Source organism: Nitrospira sp. (genome assembly GCA_029194675.1).
Classification (GTDB): Bacteria; Nitrospirota; Nitrospiria; order Nitrospirales; family Nitrospiraceae; genus Nitrospira_D.
In genome coordinates this window covers 450279-475150 of sequence record JARFXP010000004.1, presented here as the reverse complement: position 1 = coordinate 475150, position 24872 = coordinate 450279, and the positions used below count along the sequence as shown (strand labels likewise).

The following is a 24872-nucleotide window of genomic DNA, read 5'->3' as shown; positions in this document are numbered from 1 at the left end:
TGGAGCCGGTGGCGATGCCCGCCGACACGAACAGGTGAGCCGACAGGGGGAACGGGGTGGCCGTGCTGAAGCCGTCCCAGAGGTTCGCCAGAAATGCCCCCAGCCAGACGCCGGGCCAGATCCGATGACTGAACAACAGTAAAGCGGCCAAGGCGATGCCCGAAGGGGGCCACACCGCCGTCGCCTTGTTCTCCGGCGGCAGGGCGAGCATCAGACCAAGCCGAGCCGTGACGACGTACAGGGCGGCAAGGGCCACCACCAAAGCCAACCACCGCAGCCATCCGTCGGTGGAGCGGGTTTCCGTCACGACTCCCTCCTACACCGGGCCACCGATACCCGACTGCACACCCATAAGGGGCGTAGAGGAACCGACCCACGCCTCTCGACTTGGCTGAAACAGGGCGTCGAGCGACAGACGTGGACGAGATTTTGATTCCGAAGTGTATGGCCTTCACCGATCGCTTGTCCAGTACAGGCGCCACAATGTCCTGAACCCGCTTCGCTCGACGTTTACGCAGCCCTTATCGGTGTCTCAGCCGTGGTAACGTCGGCCCAGCGTGCGCCGGGTTTGCGGAGTTGAGCGGTGATCCCTTGGCCAGATATTTCGTTGGAGCACTGACGCAATCGTCAATCATCCTCGGGACAGCATTCGCGAAAGAAGCCGCGATTCAGGTCAGTGACCAAAGGCCTTGGACGGGGTTGGCGAAGCAGCATCCGGACTCTGAGGAACCATCTGTTGATTGCCCAACAAGACGTAGCCGTAGCGCTTGAGAATCGGCTGAAAGTCAGCGGCTTCCTTCGGCAAGGCATCTTGGGAGTATTCCGGGAGGAGGATCATCGTCCGGCCTCCTTTGCCCAGAGCCGTACGCAGCCGGTCGATTTCTCCGGCTGGGATAAAGGTCACCGTTCGCCTCGCGTAGAAGGCGATGGACGGTCTGGTCGAACTGAACGCGATCAGTTGGTCGGTCGGATTCAGGTTCAACCCCGCTGCATAGGCCAATTCTTGCGGCGGCGCAATCGCGTATCGGTTGAGTCCTGGAAGGACCGTCAGAATAGCGACAAGAAACACACTCGCCAGCGCGCCGCCGGCCACCCCGAAGGCGATGCCGCGTCTGTTGTCGTTCAACCCGAAATATCCGATCAGCCCCATCGAGACTACGATGATCGCTGCGCCGACGTAAGGACCGATGCCCAGATCGAATTGAGTGGCGAGCGGAAACTCTTTGACCATCTTCCCGGAGAATTTGCTGAACAGAGAAGGGGCGCACGCAAGCCCGATCGCTAAGAGATAGCCGATCCCCATCATGAAGTGGATCGACCCGCGCAGGCCCCGTGTCGAGGAATCTGTTAACCCTCGGGCCCAATACGAAGCAGCCAAGAGAGCGCAGGCCGGAAACAAGGGACCGATATAGTGGGGGAGGCGAGTGGATGAAAGACTAAAAAAGATGAACACACCGATGATCCACAACCCCGCGAACCATTCCAACTCATCGCCGGAACCTAATGGCTTCCACGATTCACGTGATTCGTTTTGATGGCTCACCATCGCGCGAGATGCTCGCCAGCTCTGATAGGCTTGAAACAACCCTACCGGTAGGAAGGCGCTCCAAGGGTAAAAACCAAGCAGCATGACGGGGAAATAGAACCACCATCCGCCTCCATGCCCTTCCATTGGAGCGAGGAATCGCCCCACTGTGTGGACCTTTGCTTGAGAGGAGTAGGCATCCCCATGGATGAGGACCATGGTTATATACCAGGGACCTGCGAGGGTCAGGAAGAGCAAGGTGCCGGCGATGGGCGCGCCTCTCTCCCAAAACACCAACCACTGTCGGCTGGCAGCGAGGTACAAGAGAGCCGTGATCAGGGGAACGGCGAAGCCTACCGGCCCTTTCGTTAAGGTCGCCAAGGCCATGCCGGCATAAAATGCCCAGATCCAATGGCGCCCTCGGCCTGGTTCGTGGATCCCGAGCCAAAATCCGTAGAGTGACAGGGTGGTAAAGAAGATCAAGACACTATCGGTGATCGCCATGCGTCCCAGCGCCAGCATCTCGATGTTCAGCAACAACATCAAAGCGCCGAACAGCCCGACGGTCGAGCCGCGCAGCCGGGAAAGAAACAGGTAGTGCATCAGGATCAAGGCCACCCCGAACAGAGCGGAGGGTGCCCGTGCCGCAAACTCGTTCACGCCGAACAGATGGTACGACAGCGTCATCAGCCAATACACGAACACCGGTTTGGCGACGCGCAGCTCACCATTAAAGGTCGGGGTGACCAGATCGCCGGAGGCGAACATTTCTCGCCCGGCTTCGGCATTGCGACCTTCGTCACGATCTGTCAGACCCATACCGCCGAGATTCAGGAAGAAAAGCAGACAGGACAGAAGCAGAAGGAGCAGCAGCTGTATTGGTTGCGATGGGGTACGATCCATGGCCGGATGTGGCTGTTGCTCGCGCGTGATGGAAGGCCCGGTATGGCCGTTGGTGTCGCAGTCTCTCATGCTGCCGGCCGAGCCTGGTCATTGGTGCGATTCGCACGGTGAATGAGGACTAGGTTGCGCAGATACACGACCGTCCCGACCCCTTGCCCTGAGATAAACACAGGGTCCATGCGGTAGATCGCGTAGGTGAGCGTAATCAACCCTCCAATGAGACTCATATACCAGAAAGCGATGGGGACGCGGCTTTCGGCGCTCCGCTCGGATGCGATCCACTGAATCACCCAACGACCAAAAAAGAGCCCTTGGCCGAAGAAGCCGATACCGATCCAGATTGTCTCAGTACTCATGAGGTGGTCGGGAGGAAGGTGTCATCACGTCTGGTATTGTGCAGGGGACCATCTGAAACGAATCAACGCATGTCACTCGTCACGGAATTTGTAGAGCAACACGCGATCCTGCATCCATCGAACCGCGATCAGATCATAGAGTGATTTGAACAGGCGGTTGCCCATACCGTACTTGGACACTCCATGGATGCGTGGATAATGCCTGACCGGCACCTCCGTCACAGTGAATCCATGCATCAAAGCCAGCGCGGGAAAGAAGCGGTGCATCCCCTCAAAGAGTCGGATGCGCTCCAGGACAGGCCGTCGGAAAATCTTGAGCGGGCATGCCGTGTCGTGTATGCCGTCATGTGTGAAGCTATTCCGTATGCGGTTGGCGGTCAATGAGGAGAGCTTCCTCACTAGGCCGTCCTGCCGTTGCTGCCTCCACCCACAGACCACGTCGTGCGACGCCGTATAAGGGAGCAGTTTCAAGATATCTTGGGTGTCTTGTTGGAGATCGCCGTCGATCTGGATGATGATCTCGCCGGAAGATTGATGAAAGCCGGCTTCAAGCGCGCAGGTCTTGCCGTAATTTCGGTCGAAGTGGAACACCCGCACGTTGGAATGTTCGCGTGCCAATCGGTCCAGCTCGTCGCTGCTGCCGTCGCTGCTCCCATCGTCAACGAAGAGTATCTCGTAAGGGCGGGAGCGTGACAGCTCGTGTGAATCCATGACTTTCAGCAGGCTTACCATGAGCGGAGACAGGTTTTCTCGTTCATCCTTGATCGGGATGATGACAGAGGCCCACAGACTGGATGACGGCGTCATGGTACGCAAAAACTCCAACAACGGCCGGACAGCTGATTGGTCAGGCGCGCATTCTAACGGAAGGTCGAGGGTGGGTCAAACGCTTGGCGACCATGAGTTGAATGCGTGAGAATCGATCCAACTACCTGCCAGGCGCCGCGATGGTGAAACGCATCGTGCCCATCAAACTCGTCTCGTTGACCTGTTCGCCCACATGGATCTCGATCTTGTATTGACCGGGCTTCCAACCGCCCTTTGGGGGAGACAGTTTGAGGTAACCGCTGTCATCTTCCAAGGCGATGTGCATGGCGTCTTCGCTGACGATGGTCTCGGGTGCGACGTCGGCTACTTTCTCGGGCCTGCAACGGGCGAAGACCTTGAAGCCTTGATAGTGTTGATGGAGCGAGAACACGATAAAAATAGCCGGGACGTCCGGAGCGAACCGTTCGGTGGGTTTGACCGGCACGATTTCGTGAGTGCGCTGAAATCCCAGCCGCTCTTCAAAATCTTCCGCCAAAGCAATGGAGCGAAACATGCCCTGTGGGGGCGCATCGAAATCGTAGGCCTTGACGTCATCGGTGCGGTTTTGAAACTCGGAGATCGGTACGTCTTCGGTGAGGGGCAGATCTTCAGCTACAGCCGCTTGACACCACAGGAGGGACCCTGCCATCACGATTCCGCCCAGTCGCAGGCCGTTGTTCATCATGACTGTCTGCTACACCTCTTGAGGCGACGCTGTCAATAAACCATCAAGACCATCACAAACCATCGAGCAAGTTGCCCATTGCGGCGTTTTCCGGGCTTCTGTTAGGATTTCGCCCACTGTATGGTCTATTCGTCAATCCGTTACCGGTGACCGTGAGAGTATGTTGCAAGATGCCGACGCCCTTCCACAGCTGATCGGTGAATACAAGCCGCTTGATCAGTGGCAGACCCATCTCAACCAGCTCTTCTATGGGCTGCGGGGAGACAAACTTCGATCCTATTACCAGACCTTTGCGTCCGCGGACTTCCGTCTCGCCCATGCGCTGGCGGCCGATTATTTCGAGCGCGTCACGAAGCGCGATAAGGCTGGGAATCGTCACCCGTCGCCTGCCGACCGGATAACGAATGACGAATCATGCTTGACGGTCCTGGAGCTTGGGCCGGGGAACGGGAATCTCGCCGCCTGTTTCCTCAGCCATCTCAAGACCCTCGACAGGCAGAACACGATCTATCGACGGGTTCGGTACGTCATGGTCGACTGGGAACAGCCGGTGTTGGACATGGCTCTGGCACATCCGGATCTGGCGGTGCATCGGGATCGTGTGGACAGCCATTGCGCTTCGATCGAGCATGTGGTGGGCGTGGCCGAAGCGACCGTCGATCGAATCTTCTGCAATGAGCTGTGGAACGATCTCCCGACCAAATTGTTGGTGAAACATGGGGGCGAAGTCGAAGAAGAATATCTCCGTCCCAACCTCAGCGAATCGCTCCATGCCACGATTCAGGATTGGTCGGCGTTCGTCCGGGCGTTTCAGGGGAAGAATCTTGCAACGCTCAAGACCTTCCCTCCCTTTCTCGATGAGCTGGTCTGGGAAAGAGAATACCGCAAAATTGAATGGAAAGACGTGCCCTATCGGAAAACGATCGCGGAATTTCTGCAGTCCATTGACCAAGATGTCTTGGTGCCGGTGAACGTCGGCGCCTTCGCAACTCTGAAGGAGGCCATGCGTCTCCTGGCGCCCGACGCAATCGGCTTCAGCGCCTTCGATGCCGGGACGGCCGATATGAAGGTCTTGAACGATCCCGAGAAACCCTGTTACGGCCAGTTTGGAGGCCAATACAGCTTCATGGTCAACTTTGCATTGATTCAGGCCGTGGCCAAGCAGCTGGGGATGAAGCATACGACGGTCGAGTCACAGCGGGAATTCGTCGGGCGGTCGTTGAATACAAACATGGTCACGCTCATGGACTTGCTGGCGACGCATCCATCTGCCGGGTCGAGCCTCCAAGCCTGGGAACAGGACAGGCTTGTGTTGAAGACCATCAAAGCGTTAAACGAGACGTTCGAAAGTTCCTATCGTCGCCGGATAGATTTCCCCCTCAACGCCAATACGCCGCCTGAAGAAGGAGAGACGTCGAGTGCCATTCTGCGCTCTCTGAAAGGCAACGGCATTCCCGACACCGTGGCTTATTTGACCGAAGAAGAGCTCTTCAACGCATTACCGAACCTTGTAGAACTTGGTTACGATGCGGACGCCATCACAATGGTGCTCAACGCCCCTCTCAGCCCGATCGAATACTGTCACTTCGCTTGCCGATGATATTTGCTCCTCAATCTCGCTCTATCGGCTACCCGAAACATGCCTGTAGATACGTACGCCTCCACGTTTAGACTCCAGCTCATCGACCTCTAGTTCTGTCATAATTCCAGTCGCGACCACGCCGGTTCCTGTCCATGGTGGAGTGTTTTCTGGCGCCCAACCGTCCCGCCGTGCCGAACACCGTCCTGGTACATAGTCTGGTCTGTTGGTCCGAAACCAAGGGTCTCCGAGAGGCTTTCCCAAAATCCCCTTGTCGACGTATCGGTTCCTCCGACGAATGTTGAGGATGCCGTGTGTTTTTAGAGATCTTGACTTTGGGATGGCAGAGGAATAGGTTGCACCTACATCGTTCCAAAAGGGAAACTAGGGTTCCGGCTGCCTTCAGTGGGAGTGCCTGGTCCAAGAGTTTCCGGCCTCGCATAACGAGGCTCCACGGAGGGATAAAAGCCCGGGAGATCATGTACTGGGGTACATGGCCTTTTGGGGATTTAGCCTTTCGAGCAGGAGGCTTCGTTATGGATTTCCATCCCATAGTTCTTTCCCTACCGGATCAGTCAGGCCTGCTGCCATGTCAGAGAGGTCTGTCATGGTAACGAACGAACGTCCGGCTATGACTTTTCCTGCTCCCGCTACCACTATTCCTCAGACTCTCAACCGCAGCCTCAGTCTCTGGAACAGCCTCACCATCGGATTCGCGACCGTCTCACCGGTTGCAGGCTTGTACGCCATTATCGGTGTCCAGACAGTGGTCGCAGGCGGTGGTTGGTTCCCAGCTCTGGCGCTCTGTCTGGTGATGCAGTTGCTGGTGGCGACCGTGTACGCGGAGCTCTCCTCGCAGATTCCGATCGCGGGCGGCGCGTACAAATGGGCGAGACAGCTTGGAGGCGTCGCTACCGGGACGTATGCCGGGGCCATCTACGTCAGCTCCACGATCGCGATGCTCACCACGACCGCTTACACCGGCGGGATCTGGTTGGCGATTTTTTTCGGATCAGGAAGCGGAACAGGAGTCACACTCGTGATCTGGGGCGCGGTGTTCATGCTGATCTGCACCGTCCTCAATCTGGTCCACGTCGGAGTCTTTAAGTTCCTTATTTCCCTGGGGGTCTATGCGGAAATCGTCGGCTCGTTCGGGGTCGCGCTATTGCTGTTCCTTTTCTTTCGACAGCATGAATTCTCCGAACTGTTCGCACGTCTGGGGACAGGAACCGCTCCTAGCCAGACCGCTGCATTTTTGGCGGCGCTCGCCATTTCCGGTTGGGCGTTCATCGGCTTCGATGCCTGCTCAACCATCGCCGAAGAAACTCACGAGCCCAAACGGATGGTTCCTCGCGCGATCTTCCTCTCTCTCTGCATGGTGGGAAGCGTGGTGCTCTTCAACTCCGCCGCCCTCACCCTCAGCTTCAATCGCGACACCTTGCTCCATACGAGCGCCGCGTCCGATCCTGTCACACCCGTGATTGTCGCCAACTTTGGAGTTTGGGCGGAAACTCCTTTTCTGATGATCGTCATGATCGCGTTCCTGGCCTGTGGGTCGTCCATGGTTCAGTACACCTCCCGTATCGTGTTTTCCATGGCTCGCGAAGGAAGTATGCCTGCCATCCTCTGTCGAGTCACTGCTGCTGGCGCTCCTCATCATGCCGTGCTGTTCACGGTGCTGCTGGCCACGCTCGGATTGCTCTTCGGACTCAACGATGAGGCGGTCGCCACGGTGCTCGCATTCGGCACGGGCGGGTTGTACGCCATGTTCGCAATGACCACGGGCGTCGGACTTTACACCCGTCTCACTGGGCGTTGGGACCCCTCGTTAGGTCAACTGAAGCTGGGCGCGTGGGGCTTGCTGATCAATACAGCGGCGTTTCTGTGGTCGGTGTTTGAATTCGTCAATATCGCGTGGCCGCGCCCCTACGCTACCTCGCCTGACGCCCCCTGGTGGCAACTCTGGGCCGTTCCGCTGGTCCTGGGAAGCATCTTGGGGGTGACCACCCTCTACCTTGTCAGCGTTAAATTCACAAGGATCTACTCATGGATGCGTCCGCGAGAGTCTGCACCAACTCAGGAGTGAAAAGCCGACTGGTTCATTACGCTTCCTGTTGCAGCAAGGGGGTTCAAATAGAGTCATACATTCGTCCATCTTTCAGAAAGGAGTAATCGTGACGAAAAAGGGAAAATACCAAGGCAAGGTTCCACTGCATGACAAATACGGGCCAGAGGCGAAGTACGCGGTCGAAGCGGAAGCGCTGCTGCCGACTACGAAATATGAAGAGGAAATCGCCCACGGCCTTGAAGTGGGCCTGCCAGGCGCCGATTCCATCAAGGATCGCCGGATTCCCACGTTCAGCCGTGGGGAACTGCCGCACTTCGCCGGCATCAACACCTTCATCAAGGCTCCATATGTCGAAGATGTCCGCAAGTGCGGTCAATACGATGTAGCCATTCTTGGTGCGCCGTTCGATGGCGGGACGACGTATAGGGCCGGCACCAGGTTCGGACCTCAGGGAATTCGCAAGATTTCGGCGTTATACGGAACGTACAGCTTCGAACTCGGCGTGGATCTGCGGGAATCCGTGTCCATCTGCGATGTCGGCGACGTGTTTACGATTCCCGGTAACATCGAGAAGACCTTCGATCAAGTCAGTAAAGGCGTGGGCCATGTCTATGCCAGCGGTGCGTTTCCCGTGGTACTCGGCGGAGACCATTCCCTGGGCTTTGCCACCGTGCGGGGAGTGGCTCAGAATATGAACGGCAAGAAGCTCGGCATCCTCCACTTCGACCGGCATGTGGACACGCAGGAGACCGATCTCGATGAACGCATGCATACTACGCCTTGGTTTCACGCGACGAATATCCCTAATGTGCCGGCTAAGAATCTTGTTCAAATCGGCATCGGCGGCTGGCAAGCACCCAGACCCGGCGTGAAGGTCGGCCGTGAACGCCAAACCACGATCATGACTGTGACCGACTGCGTGGAAATGGGCATCGAGAATGCTGCGAAACAGGCACTCGAAGTGGCATTTGATGGCGTGGATGCCGTGTGGCTGAGCTTCGACGTCGATTGCTTGGACGCCGCCTTCGTGCCGGGCACCGGTTGGCCGGAGCCGGGCGGGTTTCTGCCGCGTGAAGTGCTGAAGTTTCTCCAGATCATCGCGGACACGAAGCCGCTGGCGGGGATGGAAATCGTCGAATGTTCACCACCCTACGACGCAGCGGAGATTACCAGCCTCATGGCCACGCGCGTCATCTGCGACGTCTTGGCCTGTCAGGTGCGATCCGGCAACCTGATCAACCGAAAGAAACGTTGAGATGCACTGAGGGGCTTGTTTACTGCAAGCCCCTTCAGGCACTTCTCACAGATCAGGTTGGTCTGCATGTTTCTGGACAAACGGAGCGAATCATCGCCGTAGGCATTCACGCCTTTACCCCGCTTGAACATGGTGATACGATGTATCATCATTGTATTACCGATGGGAGGCATGAAAATGATCAAGAAATTGACCAGGCATGGCAACAGTCTGGCTCTTGTGATTGATCGAGGCGTGCTTGATCTGTTGGAGATTGACGTGGAGACGCCGCTCAGCATCAAAACAGATGGAAGGTGTCTCATCGTAACGCCTGTTCAGGACACCGCCCGCCAAAAGAAGTTCCGTGCGGCGCTGGACGAAGGCAATCGACGGTATGGAAAGATGCTGAAAAGACTGGCTTAGCTCATGGCTGAGCCACGATTTCTCTCAGTGGAGGATGTCATCGATATCCATGCCGACCAGATTGAACGGTATGGAGGAGGTCTAGGCGTTCGTGATGTTGAGTTGCTACGGTCTGCGATCGGAATGCCTGAAGCGGGTTTCGGGGATCAATATCTCCATGCCGACCTCTTTGAAATGGCCGCAGCCTATCTGTACCACATTGTTCAGAACCATCCGTTCATCGACGGGAACAAGCGAACGGGAACGATGGCCGCATTCGTGTTTTTGAAACTCAATGGACTCACGTTAGACGCAGATGAATCCGCCTTCGAATCGCTCGTCTTGCGGGCGGCTCAGGAACAGATCGACAAATCAGCCATCGCGGAATTCTTCCGAAAACATTCCCATCAGTAATTTCGGCATTAATAGCTTTGATAGAGTAACCTTGCCACGGTCAGTCTGCGGCGCTGTTCGTTTGACTCACCAGGAATCCATTTATATACTCAATTTTCAACTGGAGGGCGATCGCGATGAAGATCCTGATAGGCCTGCTCGTCTTACTGGTCCTGCTCGTCGGCCTTGTGCTCGCCCTTCCGTTTTTCGTCGATCTCAATAAATATCAAGCTCAGTACAAACCGCTCATCGAAGATGCTCTCAACCGCAAGGTTCAGCTACAGGATATTCGCTTGACCATCTGGCCGAGGATCGGCGCACGAGTGGCGGGATTCGCGGTGCTGGATGATCCGTCCTTCGGCTCAGCTCCCTTTGCATCGCTCTCCTCGCTGGATGTCGGCGTGAAGCTCATGCCGTTGCTGAGCGGCAAGGTGGAGGTGGAGGAAATCACGCTTCACCAACCGGTCATTGCGGTTATTAAGAACCAAAACGGAGTTCTGAACGCCTCCACTATCGGTCGTAAAGGCGTGGCGGTGCCGGAAAAGCCGTCGCGCGCTCCGATTCCCTCGACGGAGGGTCCGCTCAAAATTCTCGCGCTGTTGGCCGTGGATCGGGTCTCCATCGACGGCGGGAAATTGACCTATCGCGATCTGTCGGCAGCCAAGCCGACGGAGTATGTGGTGCAAGATATGGAGTTGTTCCTTCAGGACGTTCGGCTCGGCCGAAGTCCACGTCTACATTTCGGTTCGCTGGTGCAGCCGTTCAATCTGCCGGTGAAGCTCGACGGGTCGTTCGGTCCGCTGAGAGAAGCAATGGACATCGACGCGATCAGTTTCGAGCTTGGTGTCGGGAAGACGGACTTTACGATTACAGGCAACGCCGCCGGAAACGACGCCAACATCTACATCACTTCGCCGGTGATCAATACTGCAAACCTTCCGGTCTCGCTTCCCCTAAAAAAGCCGGTCGAGATTAAGAATTTTCAGATCGCGGCGAGAGTGAGGGGACAAGAGGTTATGCTGAACACCCTGTCGTTCCAACTGTTGGACGGCCAGGTGAAGGGGCAGGGCAAACTGATCGCTGGGTCCGATGCGCCGCCGTTCAAGGGGGGCGTCACGGTTCAAGGAGTGCAGCTCGGTCCGGCGCTCAATGCGGTCGCCGAGACACCGATTTCCGTCAGCGGCACAGCCAGTGCCGATCTTTCGCTGCTAGGCAAGGGATTCTCCATGCCGGACCTGACAAAAACCTTGGAAGGAACCGGGCATATGGCGGTCAAGGATGGGAAGATCGAAGGGGTGAATCTTCTCCAGGAGATAGTCTCGGCACTCAAAATTTCCGGTATTTCGCTCGACAATGCCAAAGCGACGGCGTTTTCGACGATCGAAACGGATCTCGTCATCAAGCAAGGGGTGATCAATGTGCAGCGGCTGTTGATGGACAGCCATGACTTTCAGGCCACCGGCGGCGGTACCGTCGGATTCGATCAGAGGTTGAACCTGATCGTGAACATGAATCTCTCACAAGATCTGAGCCGGAAGATCGTCGAGACGTCACCAGTCGTCAAAATCGCGATGAAAGATGGCCGAGTGAGTCTCCCGCTCACGATCACCGGGACCGCTCAAGCGCCATCATATGACGTTGATCTGAAGAGCATAGGCGGGAAAGTTCAGGAGCAGGTGAAGAAAAAACTAGAAGAGGCCGTCGGTGGATTGTTCAAAGGCACGACGAAACCAGAGGACTTAAAGAAGGAGGGGCAAGAACTCCTCAAAGGCCTCTTCGGACGATAGCAGACTGTTGATAAAACCCACCAGCCGTGTTTCCGTATTGTTCAGGGATTTAACGTATCTAAAGATCCGTGCTGTCTTAGAGGAGGCTACACCTTATGAATGTCGTTGATACGCTCACTCAATATGCCGTGCAGTATGGGCTGCAGGCGGCGGTCGCCATCGGCATCTTCATCGCCGGTGTCATGGCGTCTCGCGGCGCCGGAAATTTTGCTCAGCAGGCGCTCGAACGGCAGACCCTTGAGCCGCCGGTGCGGCTGCTGTTGGCTCGCGTCGTGAAAATCGTGGTGTTGCTCTTTACCGCGATGATTGCTCTTCAGACGCTCGGCGTGCCCATCGCCCCGCTGCTCGCCGGCGTCGGAGTCGCAGGAGTAGGGATCGGCTTGGCTTTGCAGGGGGTGCTGAGTAACGTGATGGCCGGGCTTTCGATCATCTTCAGCAAGCCTTATAAGGTCGGCGAACATATTTCGTTGCTCGGCGTCCACGGTGATGTCGTAGTCATCGACCTCTTCACCACGACGCTGATGCATGCAGATCGATCCCGCGTCATCATTCCCAACAGAAAAATTGTGGGAGAGATTCTGCACAACTTTGGAACAATCCGTCAGATGCGTTTGACCATTCCCGTGTCAGAAAATGCGAATCTCGATGATGCACTTGCTCAGGTTCGGGATGTCCTCAATCGGCACCCATCGGTCATGAAAGATCCGGTTCCTTCAGTGGGAGTGGCATCTCTCGGGGACTCGTCCCTGGCTGTGGCTATTGCAATAGAGCCATGGACGGCCGTGGCGGATTACAGCTCGACTCAGGGAGATTTGAACAAATTAATTCTCCAACGATTTCAAGAACAAGGGATCGCGCTACCCTCTGCAAGCCTTACCGTCCGCGTGGTGAACGATCATCAGCCGCCGAAGTTGTCGATGTCGTAGCTTGCTAAATACACAACGAGGGAGTGAGTGGGATGAGGGGGGTGCACGGTTGTGCCCAATAGGGTACCTACGTAGGTTGGAAGAGCTTCAGGCAAGTCAGTCCATGAGCGAAGGAGACTAAATGCAGCAGTCTGTGCTGCTGATTGCAATCCTCATTCTGACCTCCGTGGCGATCCCGGTTTTTGCCGATGATGGACCAGCCCCGATCACGCCGGCTGTGGTACCACCGACTGCGGCTCCGCCGCTGGATGTTGTCACGTTGAAAGACGGCAGCGTCATTTATGGCGAAGTGATAGAGATGACGGACGGGGTGTTACTGATCAAGAATGTGCTGGCTACTGAGGTCATCAAGGTCAAGTGGGCCGAAGTAAGCAAGCTCACTGTCTCTCATCCCCTTCCCTTCCACTTTAAGGAAGGGACCATGCTGGTCGGGACGGCCGAAGAGGGCGAACCGGGAGAGTTGAGGCTGAAAGCCGGGCCGAGCGGAGAGATCATCACGGTGCCGATGGATACGGTCGTTCAGGTGAACCCGATCATTCAACCGCCGGTGATCTACGTCGGAAATGTAAATGCTGCCTATACGCAAGTGGTGGGAAACGCCCATCTTACCACGGCGAGCTTCGTGGGAGACGTCGTGGCGAGGAGCGAACAGCTCCGACTGACCTTGCTTGGCCGCTATGTGTACGGAGCCCAGGACGGGAGCGTCACCGCTCGCAATGCTCGAGCCACGATCAAGCTGGACTACTTCCTCACGAAACGGCTCTATTGGTTCTCGTCGGCCTACTTCGAGACCGATGAATTCCAAGATCTCAAATTACGTACCTCCCTCGCGAGTGGTCCCGGTTACCAATGGATTGAGAAGGGCGACTTCAGCGGAGTATTCAAAGATATGATGTTCTATACAGACGCCGGTCCGGGGTATTTCAATGAAGATTTCCGTACGATTCCGGACCAGGTGAGTTTCCGTGCCCGCGTCGCCACGAAATTCGATTGGTCATTGTTCAACGAACTCGTGACGCTACACCACGACATCGAGATGTTTCCGTCCCTCCAAGACTTGTCCAACATTTATTTAACCATGAATAACAGCGTTCGCTTCAAGATGTGGGGAGGGCTGGTGACCGGATTCCAAGTGACTACACGCTACAACAGTCGACCGGCTCCTGGCACGGTCACGACCGACAATATGTATTTCCTCACCTTCGGCTATGCCTTTGACACCACCCGCAAGCGATAAGTGGCTTGCAACACTGAACCGTGCGTTGATAGGAGGAGCGTCATGTTGAAAGAGTTCAAAGAATTCGCCATGAAGGGCAACGTCCTGGATATGGCGATCGGGGTCATCATCGGAGGAGCGTTCGGAAAAATCGTCTCGTCGCTCGTCGGCGACGTGCTCATGCCTCCCCTTGGCCTATTGATGGGCAAGGTGGATTTTTCAAGCTTGTTCATCAATTTATCCGATACCTCCCACCCGTCTTTGGTGGCGGCGAAAGCCGCTGGGGCTCCGACGCTCAATTACGGGGTCTTTCTGCAGAGCGTGTTTGACTTTCTTATCATCGCGTTCGTCATTTTCATCCTGGTCAAGCAGGTCAACAGATTCAAGAATGCAGCGCCTCCACCTCCACCGCCTGCTCCGCCGGCGCCGACCAATGAGGAAAAATTGTTGATGGAGATCCGCGATCTGCTGAAGGGTCGTCAATAATCCCGTATTCCGCAGTAGCCAGTGCAGCAAGACAATGAGCGCAAGGAACAGCTGGATACTCCATGGTTTGCGATCCTAACGCCGAACCGCGCCGCCGTTGAATCCGGTGAAACCCGGTATTGCCGGTTGTACAGACATTCGTTCCGCTGGATCCTATGTATTTCGAGACACCTTGTCTTGCAACCGCAGAATCAGGGACAATACGACCGTGATAACCAGAACAGGAAGGTTACGAGGTATGTACCATGCGTCCAAATCAGAAGGAGATCATCATGCGAGGGCTTAAGACGACTGTGGTTATGACAGGGGTGGTTGTCCTGATGGGCTGTGCTTCCTCCCTCAAGCAACCTGACCCATACATCAAGCAGTCGCAAGTGTGCACCGACCGATGGTACGGCTATTATCAAGAGAGTGGGTGTCCATCCGTGGTCAAGGCAGCGGCACCCGATCCATCAAAAGAAATGGCGGCCCGTCAGGCGGCGCTGGAGGGGGACCGTCAACGGCTGTCTGACGACCTGGACGCAGCGCGGCAACAGAATGGAGCATTGAGCAGCCGCGCGAATGACTTGGAGAGGCAGCTCGCCGACCGCGATGGGGAAATTGCCGTACTTCGTACCGGCGCCGACGAGCACGCGGTGGTCGCGAGTCAACTTTCGGCTGAATTGGCCGCGGCTAGGCAACGCAACTCAGATCTTGAGTCTCAATTAGCCGATCGCGACAAGGAACTGGAGGAGCTCCGGGGAGCTCTGTCGGCTGAAATGGAAAAGCTGAAAGAGGCCCAACGGGGGGTGCTCCGGGCGCTTCGTCCTGAGTTCGAGAAGGGCGACATTACGATCGATCTGAACAATGAGCGGTTGCTGATCAACTTGTCCTCCGCCTACCTGTTTGCTTCAGGGCAAGATGAACTGAAACCGGCTGGAGTGAACGCACTCAAGCAAGTCGGGGCAGTCTTGAAGGATTACCCCGAGTACAAGGTGGCAGTAGATGGTCATACCGACAGCGTGCCGATTCAGGGAGCACTCAAGAAGAAGTTCCCCACGAATAAAGAACTCTCTGAGTCCCGTGCGGTCAATGCAGCAAAGGCACTACAAGAAGGCGGCCTTAGCGCTCCGACGACGCATGGTTATGCAGACACCAAGCCGGTTGAGTCGAATACGACCGCTGCGGGTCGTGCAAAAAACCGCCGCGTCGAGGTTCGCGTCACGAGGTAGCGATTCGCGCGGAGAACGACGACGGAGGCTTCTCCCTACCGGAAAAGCCCCCGTTGCCTCGTTTGGTATGCACTACAACGTACAGGGACCCTGCTCACCTATCTCGATAGTCACATCTACCGCCGCCATGGCCAGGGTTTCATAATCCCGGATTCCGCAGTAGCCAGTGCAGCCAGACAATGAGCGCAAGGAACAGCTGGATACTCCATGGTTTGCGATCCTAATGTCGAACCGCGCCGCCGTTGAATCCGGTGAAACCCGGTATTGCCGGTTGTACAGACATTCGTTCCGCTGGATGCTATGTATTTAGAGGCACCTTGTCTTGCAACTGTAGAACCAGGGATAATACGACGGTGATAACCAGAGCATGAAGGCTACGAGGTATATACCATGGGTCCAAAGCAGAAGGAGATCATCATGCGAGGGCTTAAGACGACCGTTGTCATGACAGGGGTGGTTGTCCTGATGGGCTGTGCTTCCTCCCTCAAGCAACCTGACCCATACATCAAGCAGTCGCAAGTGTGCACCGACCGATGGTACGGCTATCATCAAGCGAGTGGGTGTCCGTCCGTGGTCAAGGCAGCGGCACCCGCTGCCTCAAAAGAAATGGCGGCCCGTCAAGCGGCTCTGGAAATGTCCTCCGAATTGGCTGCCGCCAACCAGCGGGTGGCTGATTTGGAAAGCCAACTTGCCGACCGTGACAAAGAACTCTCCGGTCTTCGGGGCGACTTATCCGCAGAAACGGCGAAGTTGCAAGAGGCGCAACGGGGGTTGTTCCGGGCCCTTCGTCCTGAGATCACCAAGGGGAATATCGCGGTCGATTTAAACAGCGAGCGTCTTCTGATCAACTTGGCTTCCGGCTATCTCTTCGGCTCGGGCGAAGCTCAACTCAAGCCTGCGGGAGTCGATGCGCTTAAGCAAGTAGGAGCAATCCTGAACGAGTATCCCCAGTACAGGGTGGCAGTTGACGGTCATACTGACAACCAGCCGATAGGCGATGCGTTGAAAAAGAGGTATCCGACGAACAAAGAACTGTCGGAAGCCCGCGCCAACAACGCGGCTCAAGCTTTGCGGGACGGCGGGCTCGCCAGCAACCTGTCGGCCACCGGTCATGGCGAGAGTAACCCGGTCGCCAGCAACAACACGGCAGAGGGGCGAGCCAAGAATCGTCGGGTTGAGGTTATCGTCAAGTAACGGACGCGAAGGATTCTTGCTATTGTTGAAGACGGAAGGGGCTCTTAACAGCTAGGAAGGCCCTTCACCGCACGTAACCATCTCACGTTCTTCGGGACTCAGCTGATCCTCCAGGCGCTCCTAAAAACCGAGGTCGGACAAGGAGGCGTAATCATCTGGGCGCCGGCCCAGCGGCCAGTGGTACCTCCGCTCCGATTCTTTGATAGGAAGGTCGTTGATGCTCGCGATGCGCCGACGCATGAGGCCGTTTCCATCGAACTCCCAGTTTTCATTGCCGTAAGATCGGAACCAGTTTCCTGAGTGGTCGTGCCATTCGTAGGCGAAACGTACGGCGATGCGGCTATCTTGGTATGCCCACAGTTCCTTGATTAAGCGGTAGTCCAGCTCTTGGCTCCACTTGCGCGTTAAAAACCGAACGATTGCCTCCCGGCCGATCAGAAATTCCGAACGGTTTCGCCATACGCTATCGACTGTGTAGGCCAGCGACACCCGGTCGGGGTCGCGTGTATTCCAAGCGTCCTCCGCCATGCGTACTTTCTGGATAGCAGTCTCCTGAGTAAAAGGCGGGAAAGGGGGCGTCTGCTGGGGGCTGCTGACATCACGACTTCCTGCGGAAGTGTCACGGCCGACAATCGAAAAAACTGTTCTCGGCTCAGATTCTTGAGAATCCTGACCCTGCTCTTGCAGCACGCAACTCGGTCTCCGGTTCGGCAATGCGCATCTTTAGAGAATCAGTATACTCTTCAACCTCTTCTGCAGAATATCATGACCTGATGTACTTAGGGTGATGGCTCATTGAGAAGGTCCGCATCTCGCTCCTTGTCGTTGTGACAAGCTCCCTGTCCGTCCGCGAGCAAATCGTATTGACAGCTCACAGGTTCCAATGCTACGTTTCGCCGCTCTGCTTCGTGGTTCGCACGAACCCTTTAGGTTTGTCCAAATATCGCACGTGGATCTGGAACGGTGATTAAGACAACGGTTGCGCGACGTTACGCTCAAGCCCTCTTCGGGCTTCTCGATCAATCAACCATCGAAGCCACGCGAGGGACGCTCACCGGCCTCGGTCAGGCCATGAAGGAATCAGCTCAGCTTCGCCACGTCGTGGCCTCACCTGTGTTCGGGGTGGAGGAGAAGATTGCTGTACTGACCGCACTCGGCGACAAGCTGGGGTGCCCTCCTGCCGGTAAGGCATTTTTGGGTCAGTTGGTGAAGAAAAACCGGGTGGGCTTTTTGCCGGAAATTGCCGACGCGTTCGGCAAGTTGGTCGATCAATTAAAACGGACACAGCCGGTGACGGTTTCCTCCGCGACGGCTCTTCCGCCGGTGGAACAGGATCGAATCAAGACGCACCTACGCGAATCGCTGAAGCGCGAAGTCGATGTGACGTTTCAGACCGACGCCGGTCATCTCGCCGGCTTGCAGATCCACATCGGCAGCACGGTGGTCGACAGCACTGTCCGAGGCCGCTTGCGCGATTTGCAAGTTCTGTTGACGCGAGAATAAGGAGTAGCCATGCAGATCAGGGCCGAAGAAATCAGTGCGATCATCAAAGAGAAGATCAAAGGCTTCGATAAACAAGTCGATGTCAAGGAGACGGGGTCCGTCATTCAGGTGGGCGACGGCATCGCCAAGGTCTATGGTCTCGATGGAGCCATGGCCGGCGAGATGCTCGAATTCCCCGGAGGCCTCTACGGTATCGCGCTGAACCTCGAAGAAGACAATGTCGGCGCCGTCTTGATGGGTGACGATGTCGGCATCAAAGAAGGCGATCCGGTCAAGCGCACGAGCCGCATCGCGGAAATTCCGGTCGGCGAAGCGCTCGTCGGTCGCGTCGTGAACGCCATCGGTCAGCCGATCGACGGCAAAGGCCCGATCAAGTCACCCCACTCCTCCCGTATCGAGGTGGTCGCGCCCGGCGTGAACACCCGGCAATCCGTTCGCGAACCGCTGCAGACCGGCATCAAGGCCATCGATGCCATGATTCCCATCGGCCGAGGCCAGCGTGAATTGATCATCGGCGACCGCCAGACCGGAAAGACCGCCATAGCGGTCGATACGATCATCAATCAAAAAGGCCTGAATGTCTTTTGCATCTATGTTGCCGTCGGCCAAAAGCGCTCGACTGTTGCGCGAGTCGTGAAGACGCTCGAAGAAAACCACGCGATGGAATACAGCATGGTGGTCTCCGCCAGCGCCAGCGACCCGGCGCCCATGCAATTCCTGGCGCCCTTTGCCGGCGCCGCGATCGGGGAGTATTTCCGCGACCACGGCAAGCATGCGCTGATCGTGTATGACGATTTGTCGAAACACGCGGTCGCCTACCGTCAGCTTTCGTTATTGCTCCGCCGACCACCGGGACGTGAAGCCTATCCGGGCGACGTATTCTATCTGCACTCACGGCTGCTCGAACGCGCAGCCAAGCTGAGCGATAAACTGGGTGGAGGTAGTCTCACGGCTCTTCCCATTATCGAGACACAGGCAGGCGACGTATCGGCTTACATTCCGACGAACGTCATTTCGATCACGGACGGCCAGATCTATCTGGGAAGCGATCTCTTTTACTCCGGTATCCGCCCGGCGATCAACGTCGGTCTGTCGGTCTCTCGGGTCGGAGGATCGGCGCAGATCAAGACCATGAAGCAGGTGGCTGGAACACTCCGGTTGGACCTTGCGCAGTATCGCGAAATGGCGGCGTTCGCTCAATTCGGAAGCGAGCTGGATAAGGCGACCCAGATGCAGCTGGCCCGTGGTGTGCGCATGGTGGAATTGCTCAAACAGGGGCAGTATAAGCCGATGCCGGTAGCCGATCAGGTGCTCTCGATCTACGCGGGTGTCAACGGATACCTCGACGATGTGCCGGTGGACAAAGTGCAGCAGTTCGAGGGCGATCTGCTCCACTACATCCAACAGAACCATTCGGACCTGAAAAAGGAAGTCACCACCATCGGCAAGATCGACGACAAGGTCGGCGGCCGCTTGAAAGAGATCATCACGACTTTCAAGCAGAAGATGGGATACGGGACGAAAGCGTAAGCACAGGACTGAGTATCGAGGACTTAGGACTGAGATGGACGGCAGGGAGCCGGGTTTGCCACCTTAGTCCTCAGCACTCAGCACTTGAGCAAAGGAGTAATACCGTGAGCACAGGAAAAGTTATTCAAGTCATCGGACCAGTCGTGGACGTGGAATTCCCTCCTGGCCGGCTACCCAACATCTACAATGCGATTAAGGTGACGCAGGAAGAGAATAAGGCTGCGGGCAAGCCTGTTGTGAATATCACACTCGAAGTCGCCCAACATCTTGGCGAAAACCGCGTGCGTGGGGTTGCCATGTCTTCGACCGACGGGTTGACGCGCGGAATGGATGTACTGGATACCGGAGCTCCGATCTCGGTGCCGGTCGGGCGCGAAACCCTCGGCCGCCTCATCAACGTGCTCGGTGAACCGGTCGACGAAAAGGGGCCGATCAAGGCGAAGAATAACTACCCGATTCATCGCCCCGCTCCCAAGCTCGAAGATCAGGAAACCAAGACAGAGGTGCTGGAAACCGGCATCAAAGTCGTCGATTTACTCGAACCCTACAGCAAGGGCGGCAAAGTCGGACTTTTCGGCGGCGCCGGGGTAGGCAAGACCGTCATCATCATGGAACTGATCAATAACATCGCGTTGCACCACGGCGGATTCTCCGTGTTCGCCGGTGTCGGTGAGCGAACCCGTGAAGGTAACGATCTCTGGCACGAAATGCAGGAGTCGAAGGTCATCGACCCGGACGATTACACGAAGTCGAAGGCCGCTCTCGTGTATGGACAGATGAACGAACCTCCTGGAGCCCGTCTCCGCGTCGCGTTGACCGGCCTGGCCGTCGCCGAATTCTTCCGCGACGAGGAGAACCAAGACGTGTTGCTGTTCGTTGACAATATCTTCCGATTTACCCAGGCCGGTTCGGAAGTATCCGCGTTGCTGGGCCGCATGCCCTCCGCAGTGGGATATCAGCCGACCCTCTCGACGGAGATGGGTGCGTTACAAGAGCGCATCACATCGACCAAACGAGGTTCGATCACCTCCGTGCAGGCCATCTACGTGCCGGCCGATGACTTGACTGACCCTGCCCCGGCGACGGCGTTTGCACACTTGGATGCGACCACTGTGTTGTCCCGCTCACTCGCCGAGTTGGGGATTTATCCGGCGGTCGACCCCTTGGATTCGACCTCACGTATTCTGGACCCGCAGATCATCGGGGATGAGCATTACAAGGTTGCGCGCGGCGTACAGTCCGTCCTCCAGCGATACAAGGACCTTCAAGACATTATCGCGATTCTTGGCATGGACGAGTTGTCGGAAGATGACAAATTGGTCGTGGCTCGCGCCCGGAAGATCCAGCGCTTCCTCTCGCAGCCCTTCCACGTCGCCGAAGCGTTTACCGGTGCACCCGGCAAGTACGTCAAACTCAAAGATACGGTCCGTAGCTTCAAAGAGATTCTCGACGGCAAGTACGATCACTTGCCGGAGCAGGCCTTCTACATGGTCGGCCCGATCGAGGAAGCGGTGGCCAAAGCCGAGAAAATGGGAGTGAAGGTATAAAGAGGCGATGAACCGTGCATCCTCCTGGCTCGCGCAACGCGCGGTCTCGGAAGACCCTCGTTGCATGCGCGCAATGGAGGATGCCTCGCTTCCTCGCCTCTAGGGGGAAGGGAATTAGGGAAGAGAAATCATGGCGGGAAAGATTCTGTTGGAAGTCGTCACGCCGGAGAAGCAGCTGTTGAGCCAGCAGGTTGATGAAGTCATCGCCCCTGGGTCTGAAGGAGAATTCGGTGTCCTCCCGGGGCACTGCCATTTCCTGTCGACCCTTCGCATCGGCGAACTTCGTTATCGTGTTAATGGTCACGCCCATTCAATGGCAGTTCTGTGGGGCTTTGCCGAAGTCACCCCGACCAAAGTCACCGTCATGGCGGAAATCGCGGAGAAAGCGGAAGATATTGATGTGGACCGTGCTACCGCTAAAGTCGCTGAGGCGGAGCGACGTCTTCAAGCGGGTGGCTTGCCGTCCGAGGTCAAAGAAGCCGAGATCAGTCTCGAAAAGGCTCGTCTTCGCAAGAAGATCGCCGAGCGGACGAGAAAGATCGGCCACGCCTAGGTTATTCGATTCCTGCCGTGCCTCGCGGACCCAACGTGATAGTACGAAGGAGGTCCTGGGTATGACACGCCCGACCAGCAGAGCGACCTCCGCCCTGCCGGTCGGGGATTCAGTGATCGCTGAATCATCCACGCTCTCAACCGTCTATAGATGCTCAGTAGCCGTTATGGCCGGACGCTTCTGTTGCCGGTGATTGTCTCAACTCGATACTGATCACGATTGCCCCCATGACATCGTTGAGCTTGAAGTCACGCTTCGGGCTGTCGGGATGGGCATTGTGACAGCCGATACAAGCCTGTGTGACGGCCAGATCGGCATACACCGCCTCAAAATACCGCTTATCAGCCACCCTCGTGACTCCGGTGTAGGGACGGTTGGGTTGAGCCATAATGGTGCCGAGTCCGATGCTTTCCATAGCATTCGTCGCGATATTGCGCTTGTTGATCGGCCATAAGCTGATCAGCCGGTAATGCATACCAAGGCCTCTCCTGTCGTTGTACCGTCCTGATTCCAGCAGGAATTGAGCGGGTAGGGGCAACGTATGCTTCTGTTCCCAGTTTTCCGATGCGACGACCACACCTTTCGCTTGCATACGCTCCACGACATGCTTGGTATAGATATCTCGGTCGGCCTCGATGACGGCGTGGATATAGTCGGCCACCGTTTCGATCGGGAGAGTGATCGGTGCTGTTTCAGGAACAGCGCGAGCCGGCCAAAGGACGGTCGCGCATCCTACTGCAAATCCCAGCAGAGCGGCTCTCCACCACAATTTTTGGGAGGACATCATAGGTACCTCCTGGTTGTGCGCGCGGATGGATCGTCTGACCGGTTACACTCCGCGAGCAGATGAATTGCACGGATGTTCAACACGAGGAATCGTTGTGCCGGCAGACGGACCAATCTCTGTGCAGGATCAGTACAAGCAATTACATGAGCGGGTCGGAAGGGTCTGATGGACCTGTACAAGTCAGTAGGTAAGCGTGTCTTACCGGCGGGTTTCCTGCGGTGCAAGAAATCGTGGGAAGGTACCAATGACATGGCCCCATTCCCTTGCTCGTATGAGGTGACATACGCGCACAGTCATACGATCCAGAAGCATACTCTCCAGTTCTACACATTGTCCAATCGCTGCCTGCCGGAGTCCCGGGTAGGAGTACGAGGCGCCACTGAAAGCCATCATCAGTCGATTTGGCATGGTTCTTTGTCGTATCTTTCGACTTGATCCGTGGAAATGGGTCACCGGCTAACTCGAACTGTCTCACGAAGGCCTGGTGCGAACCTCGGTTCCATAGGATGAGTCGAGGGAACAACATAAAATGAAAACGATTTGTGGAACGAGGGTGCATTTTCAGACAGGTGACTGGTCTGTCGAGGCAACACCTAGCTGAGGTCAATCCATGCAGTTCCCGCCTGAAACCAAACTGAAAGACGGCACCCCAATTGAGCTGGTGCTGGCGGAGAGCCGGGATTTTCCCCTGCTCGCCAAGCTCTATGATCGAATCGTCGCCGAGGGCACGTCGTACCCGCACGAGCGGTCGCTCACGGAAGCTGAATTTCATGACTATTGGGTCACCGGCAAGAGCACTGTGGTCGCGTATGAACGACCGAGAAAATCGGCGCAGGAACCGCTCGGTGCCTTCTACCTCAAGCCAAACTGGCCCGGGCGGGCACGGCATGTGGCGAATGCAGGATTCATCGTGGTGCCGGAATGGCGGAATCGCGGATTGGGTCGACTGCTTGGCGCCGTGATGCTCGACTATGCCAAAGAACTTGGGTATCGCAGTGTGATCTTCAATCTCGTCTTTTCAGAGAATCAGGTCGCGCGTCACTTGTGGGAGAAGCTCGGTTTCCGTGTGCTCGGCGTGCTTCCCGGCGCGGTTCGCATGAACGACGATCAGTACCAAGATGCGCTCATTATGTTTCGTTCGTTGATCTAGGTTGAGTCTTCCATGTCAACCCAACCAATCTGGAATCCCCAACAGTACGCAGAGCATGCGCGGTTTGTGACGGACATCGGCGCGCCGCTGATTGACATGCTGGCTCCCAAACCGGGTGAACGTGTCTTGGCTGTTGGTTGCGGCGACGGAGTGGTGACCGAGCAGATTCGGCATGGACGAGTTGTCTTGACGCCCCACAAGGGCATAGGCTACGCTTCCGATCTCGGAACCCGGTCTTTCTGAACTCGCAAGAGACGACCGAGGGTGTTCGTGTCATATCCAAACCATGGAGAGATGGAGATGACGTATTGTGTGGGGGTTATCATGGGGTCGGGCTTGGTGCTTGCGTCGGACTCACGGACCAACGCCGGCGTGGATCAAGTCGGCAACTTTCGAAAAATGGCGGTGTTCGAGCGCCCCGGTGAACGGGTGATCGTGATGCTCAGTTCAGGCAATCTTGCCGTAACCCAAGGTGTGGTGGAGTTGCTGGAACAGCGGGCCCAGATGCATCAAGAGAACATTTGGAACACCTCATCCATGTATGATATCGCCTGCCTCGTCGGCGAGACCTTGCGCGAGGTGCAGAAACGAGACGGTCCCTATCTCATGCAGCACAATATCGAGGCCAGCGCCGGGTTCATTCTGGGAGGGCAGATTTGCGGCGAACGGCACCGGCTCTTCAATATCTATACCGAAGGCAATTTCATCGAAGCCACCCAAGACACGCCCTATTGCCAGAACGGAGAAGTCAAGTATGGGAAGCCCATGATCGACCGAGTGATCACCTATTCCACCGGCCTGATGGAAGCGGCGAAATGTGTCCTAATCTCGTTCGACTCGACCATGCGCAGCAATATCTCCGTCGGCCCGCCGATCGACTTGCTGTGTTATGAGCGGGACAGCTTGAAAGTCGGACTCCAACGGCGCCTGGGAGAACAAGACTCGTATTTTGACGAGGTGCGTCAGCGATGGGCAGAGGGATTGAAGCGGCTGTTCACCGACCTGCCCGACCCGCATTGGAACGATTGAT

General features: G+C 56.4%; 25 protein-coding genes and 1 riboswitch. Of the genes, 18 read left to right on the top strand and 7 right to left on the bottom strand.

What is annotated here, in order from left to right:
- The 5 genes from P0120_20795 to P0120_20775 all read right to left on the bottom strand — a co-directional run.
- The coding region (locus P0120_20795) for an MASE1 domain-containing protein (protein ID MDF0676748.1) at window positions 1-307 on the bottom strand (307 nt) is incomplete at its 3' end.
- 366 nt (window positions 308-673) lie between these two features.
- Window positions 674-2497, bottom strand: coding sequence for a glycosyltransferase family 39 protein (locus P0120_20790; protein MDF0676747.1), 1824 nt, complete (start codon window positions 2495-2497; stop codon window positions 674-676).
- Window positions 2494-2784, bottom strand: coding sequence for a lipid-A-disaccharide synthase N-terminal domain-containing protein (locus P0120_20785; GenBank protein MDF0676746.1), 291 nt, complete (start codon window positions 2782-2784; stop codon window positions 2494-2496). The genes P0120_20790 and P0120_20785 overlap by 4 nt, the downstream gene beginning before the upstream one ends.
- Window positions 2785-2856: 72 nt before the next feature.
- Window positions 2857-3591 carry a glycosyltransferase family 2 protein gene (locus P0120_20780; protein ID MDF0676745.1) on the bottom strand — a complete coding sequence of 245 codons (735 nt, stop codon included), beginning with the start codon at window positions 3589-3591 and terminating at the stop codon, window positions 2857-2859.
- 121 nt (window positions 3592-3712) lie between these two features.
- Window positions 3713-4276, bottom strand: coding sequence for a hypothetical protein (locus tag P0120_20775; GenBank protein MDF0676744.1), 564 nt, complete (start codon window positions 4274-4276; stop codon window positions 3713-3715).
- Window positions 4277-4436: 160 nt separating this feature from the next.
- Between P0120_20775 and P0120_20770 the strand changes: the two genes are divergently transcribed.
- The 11 genes from P0120_20770 to P0120_20720 all read left to right on the top strand — a co-directional run bounded on the left by P0120_20770 (window position 4437) and on the right by P0120_20720 (window position 16772).
- Window positions 4437-5876: an SAM-dependent methyltransferase gene (locus P0120_20770; protein MDF0676743.1), complete on the top strand. Its 1440-nt coding sequence runs from the start codon at window positions 4437-4439 to the stop codon at window positions 5874-5876.
- A gap of 352 nt (window positions 5877-6228) precedes the next feature.
- Window positions 6229-6333, top strand: a riboswitch (guanidine-I (ykkC/yxkD leader).
- A gap of 129 nt (window positions 6334-6462) precedes the next feature.
- A complete protein-coding gene (locus tag P0120_20765) occupies window positions 6463-7941 on the top strand; it encodes an APC family permease (protein ID MDF0676742.1) in 1479 nt (492 codons plus the stop codon).
- 88 nt (window positions 7942-8029) lie between these two features.
- Window positions 8030-9178, top strand: a complete 1149-nt coding sequence (locus tag P0120_20760; protein MDF0676741.1) for an agmatinase family protein — start codon at window positions 8030-8032, stop codon at window positions 9176-9178.
- A 177-nt stretch (window positions 9179-9355) separates the two neighbouring features.
- Entirely contained in the window at window positions 9356-9580 is a 225-nt protein-coding gene (locus P0120_20755; GenBank protein ID MDF0676740.1) for a hypothetical protein, read from the top strand.
- Window positions 9581-9583: 3 nt separating this feature from the next.
- Entirely contained in the window at window positions 9584-9973 is a 390-nt protein-coding gene (locus P0120_20750; GenBank protein ID MDF0676739.1) for a type II toxin-antitoxin system death-on-curing family toxin, read from the top strand.
- A gap of 116 nt (window positions 9974-10089) precedes the next feature.
- Window positions 10090-11739, top strand: a complete 1650-nt coding sequence (locus tag P0120_20745) for an AsmA family protein (protein ID MDF0676738.1) — start codon at window positions 10090-10092, stop codon at window positions 11737-11739.
- Between the two features lie 95 nt (window positions 11740-11834).
- Window positions 11835-12665, top strand: coding sequence for a mechanosensitive ion channel family protein (locus P0120_20740; GenBank protein ID MDF0676737.1), 831 nt, complete (start codon window positions 11835-11837; stop codon window positions 12663-12665).
- A 121-nt stretch (window positions 12666-12786) separates the two neighbouring features.
- The gene (locus tag P0120_20735; protein ID MDF0676736.1) at window positions 12787-13902 is read left to right on the top strand and encodes a DUF481 domain-containing protein; all 1116 of its coding nucleotides are present in this window, start codon (window positions 12787-12789) and stop codon (window positions 13900-13902) included.
- A 42-nt stretch (window positions 13903-13944) separates the two neighbouring features.
- Complete coding sequence (mscL, locus tag P0120_20730; protein ID MDF0676735.1) at window positions 13945-14367, top strand: large-conductance mechanosensitive channel protein MscL; 423 nt, start codon at window positions 13945-13947, stop codon at window positions 14365-14367.
- A gap of 245 nt (window positions 14368-14612) precedes the next feature.
- A complete protein-coding gene (locus tag P0120_20725) occupies window positions 14613-15578 on the top strand; it encodes a flagellar motor protein MotB (GenBank protein ID MDF0676734.1) in 966 nt (321 codons plus the stop codon).
- Between the two features lie 390 nt (window positions 15579-15968).
- Entirely contained in the window at window positions 15969-16772 is an 804-nt protein-coding gene (locus P0120_20720) for a flagellar motor protein MotB (GenBank protein ID MDF0676733.1), read from the top strand.
- Window positions 16773-16892: 120 nt separating this feature from the next.
- Here P0120_20720 and P0120_20715 read toward each other — a convergent pair whose 3' ends face one another.
- The gene (locus P0120_20715) at window positions 16893-17462 is read right to left on the bottom strand and encodes a nuclear transport factor 2 family protein (GenBank protein MDF0676732.1); all 570 of its coding nucleotides are present in this window, start codon (window positions 17460-17462) and stop codon (window positions 16893-16895) included.
- 273 nt (window positions 17463-17735) lie between these two features.
- Here P0120_20715 and atpH point away from each other — a divergent pair, with 273 nt between their 5' ends.
- From atpH to P0120_20695, 4 genes are all read left to right on the top strand, one after another.
- Complete coding sequence (gene atpH, locus P0120_20710) at window positions 17736-18275, top strand: ATP synthase F1 subunit delta (GenBank protein ID MDF0676731.1); 540 nt, start codon at window positions 17736-17738, stop codon at window positions 18273-18275.
- A gap of 9 nt (window positions 18276-18284) precedes the next feature.
- Window positions 18285-19805 (top strand): F0F1 ATP synthase subunit alpha, encoded by a 1521-nt coding sequence (gene atpA, locus P0120_20705; GenBank protein ID MDF0676730.1) that lies wholly within the window; start codon window positions 18285-18287, stop codon window positions 19803-19805.
- A 104-nt stretch (window positions 19806-19909) separates the two neighbouring features.
- Window positions 19910-21352, top strand: coding sequence for a F0F1 ATP synthase subunit beta (gene atpD, locus P0120_20700; protein ID MDF0676729.1), 1443 nt, complete (start codon window positions 19910-19912; stop codon window positions 21350-21352).
- Between the two features lie 130 nt (window positions 21353-21482).
- Window positions 21483-21905, top strand: a complete 423-nt coding sequence (locus P0120_20695) for a F0F1 ATP synthase subunit epsilon (protein MDF0676728.1) — start codon at window positions 21483-21485, stop codon at window positions 21903-21905.
- A gap of 154 nt (window positions 21906-22059) precedes the next feature.
- Here P0120_20695 and P0120_20690 read toward each other — a convergent pair whose 3' ends face one another.
- Complete coding sequence (locus P0120_20690) at window positions 22060-22692, bottom strand: DUF3365 domain-containing protein (GenBank protein ID MDF0676727.1); 633 nt, start codon at window positions 22690-22692, stop codon at window positions 22060-22062.
- A gap of 610 nt (window positions 22693-23302) precedes the next feature.
- Between P0120_20690 and P0120_20685 the strand changes: the two genes are divergently transcribed.
- From P0120_20685 to P0120_20675, 3 genes are read left to right on the top strand one after another with little or no spacing between them, the layout of a single operon-like run.
- The gene (locus tag P0120_20685; protein ID MDF0676726.1) at window positions 23303-23842 is read left to right on the top strand and encodes a GNAT family protein; all 540 of its coding nucleotides are present in this window, start codon (window positions 23303-23305) and stop codon (window positions 23840-23842) included.
- 12 nt (window positions 23843-23854) lie between these two features.
- Window positions 23855-24085: a hypothetical protein gene (locus P0120_20680; GenBank protein ID MDF0676725.1), complete on the top strand. Its 231-nt coding sequence runs from the start codon at window positions 23855-23857 to the stop codon at window positions 24083-24085.
- Between the two features lie 57 nt (window positions 24086-24142).
- Window positions 24143-24871 (top strand): peptidase, encoded by a 729-nt coding sequence (locus P0120_20675; protein ID MDF0676724.1) that lies wholly within the window; start codon window positions 24143-24145, stop codon window positions 24869-24871.
- Window position 24872: the final 1 nt, after the last annotated feature.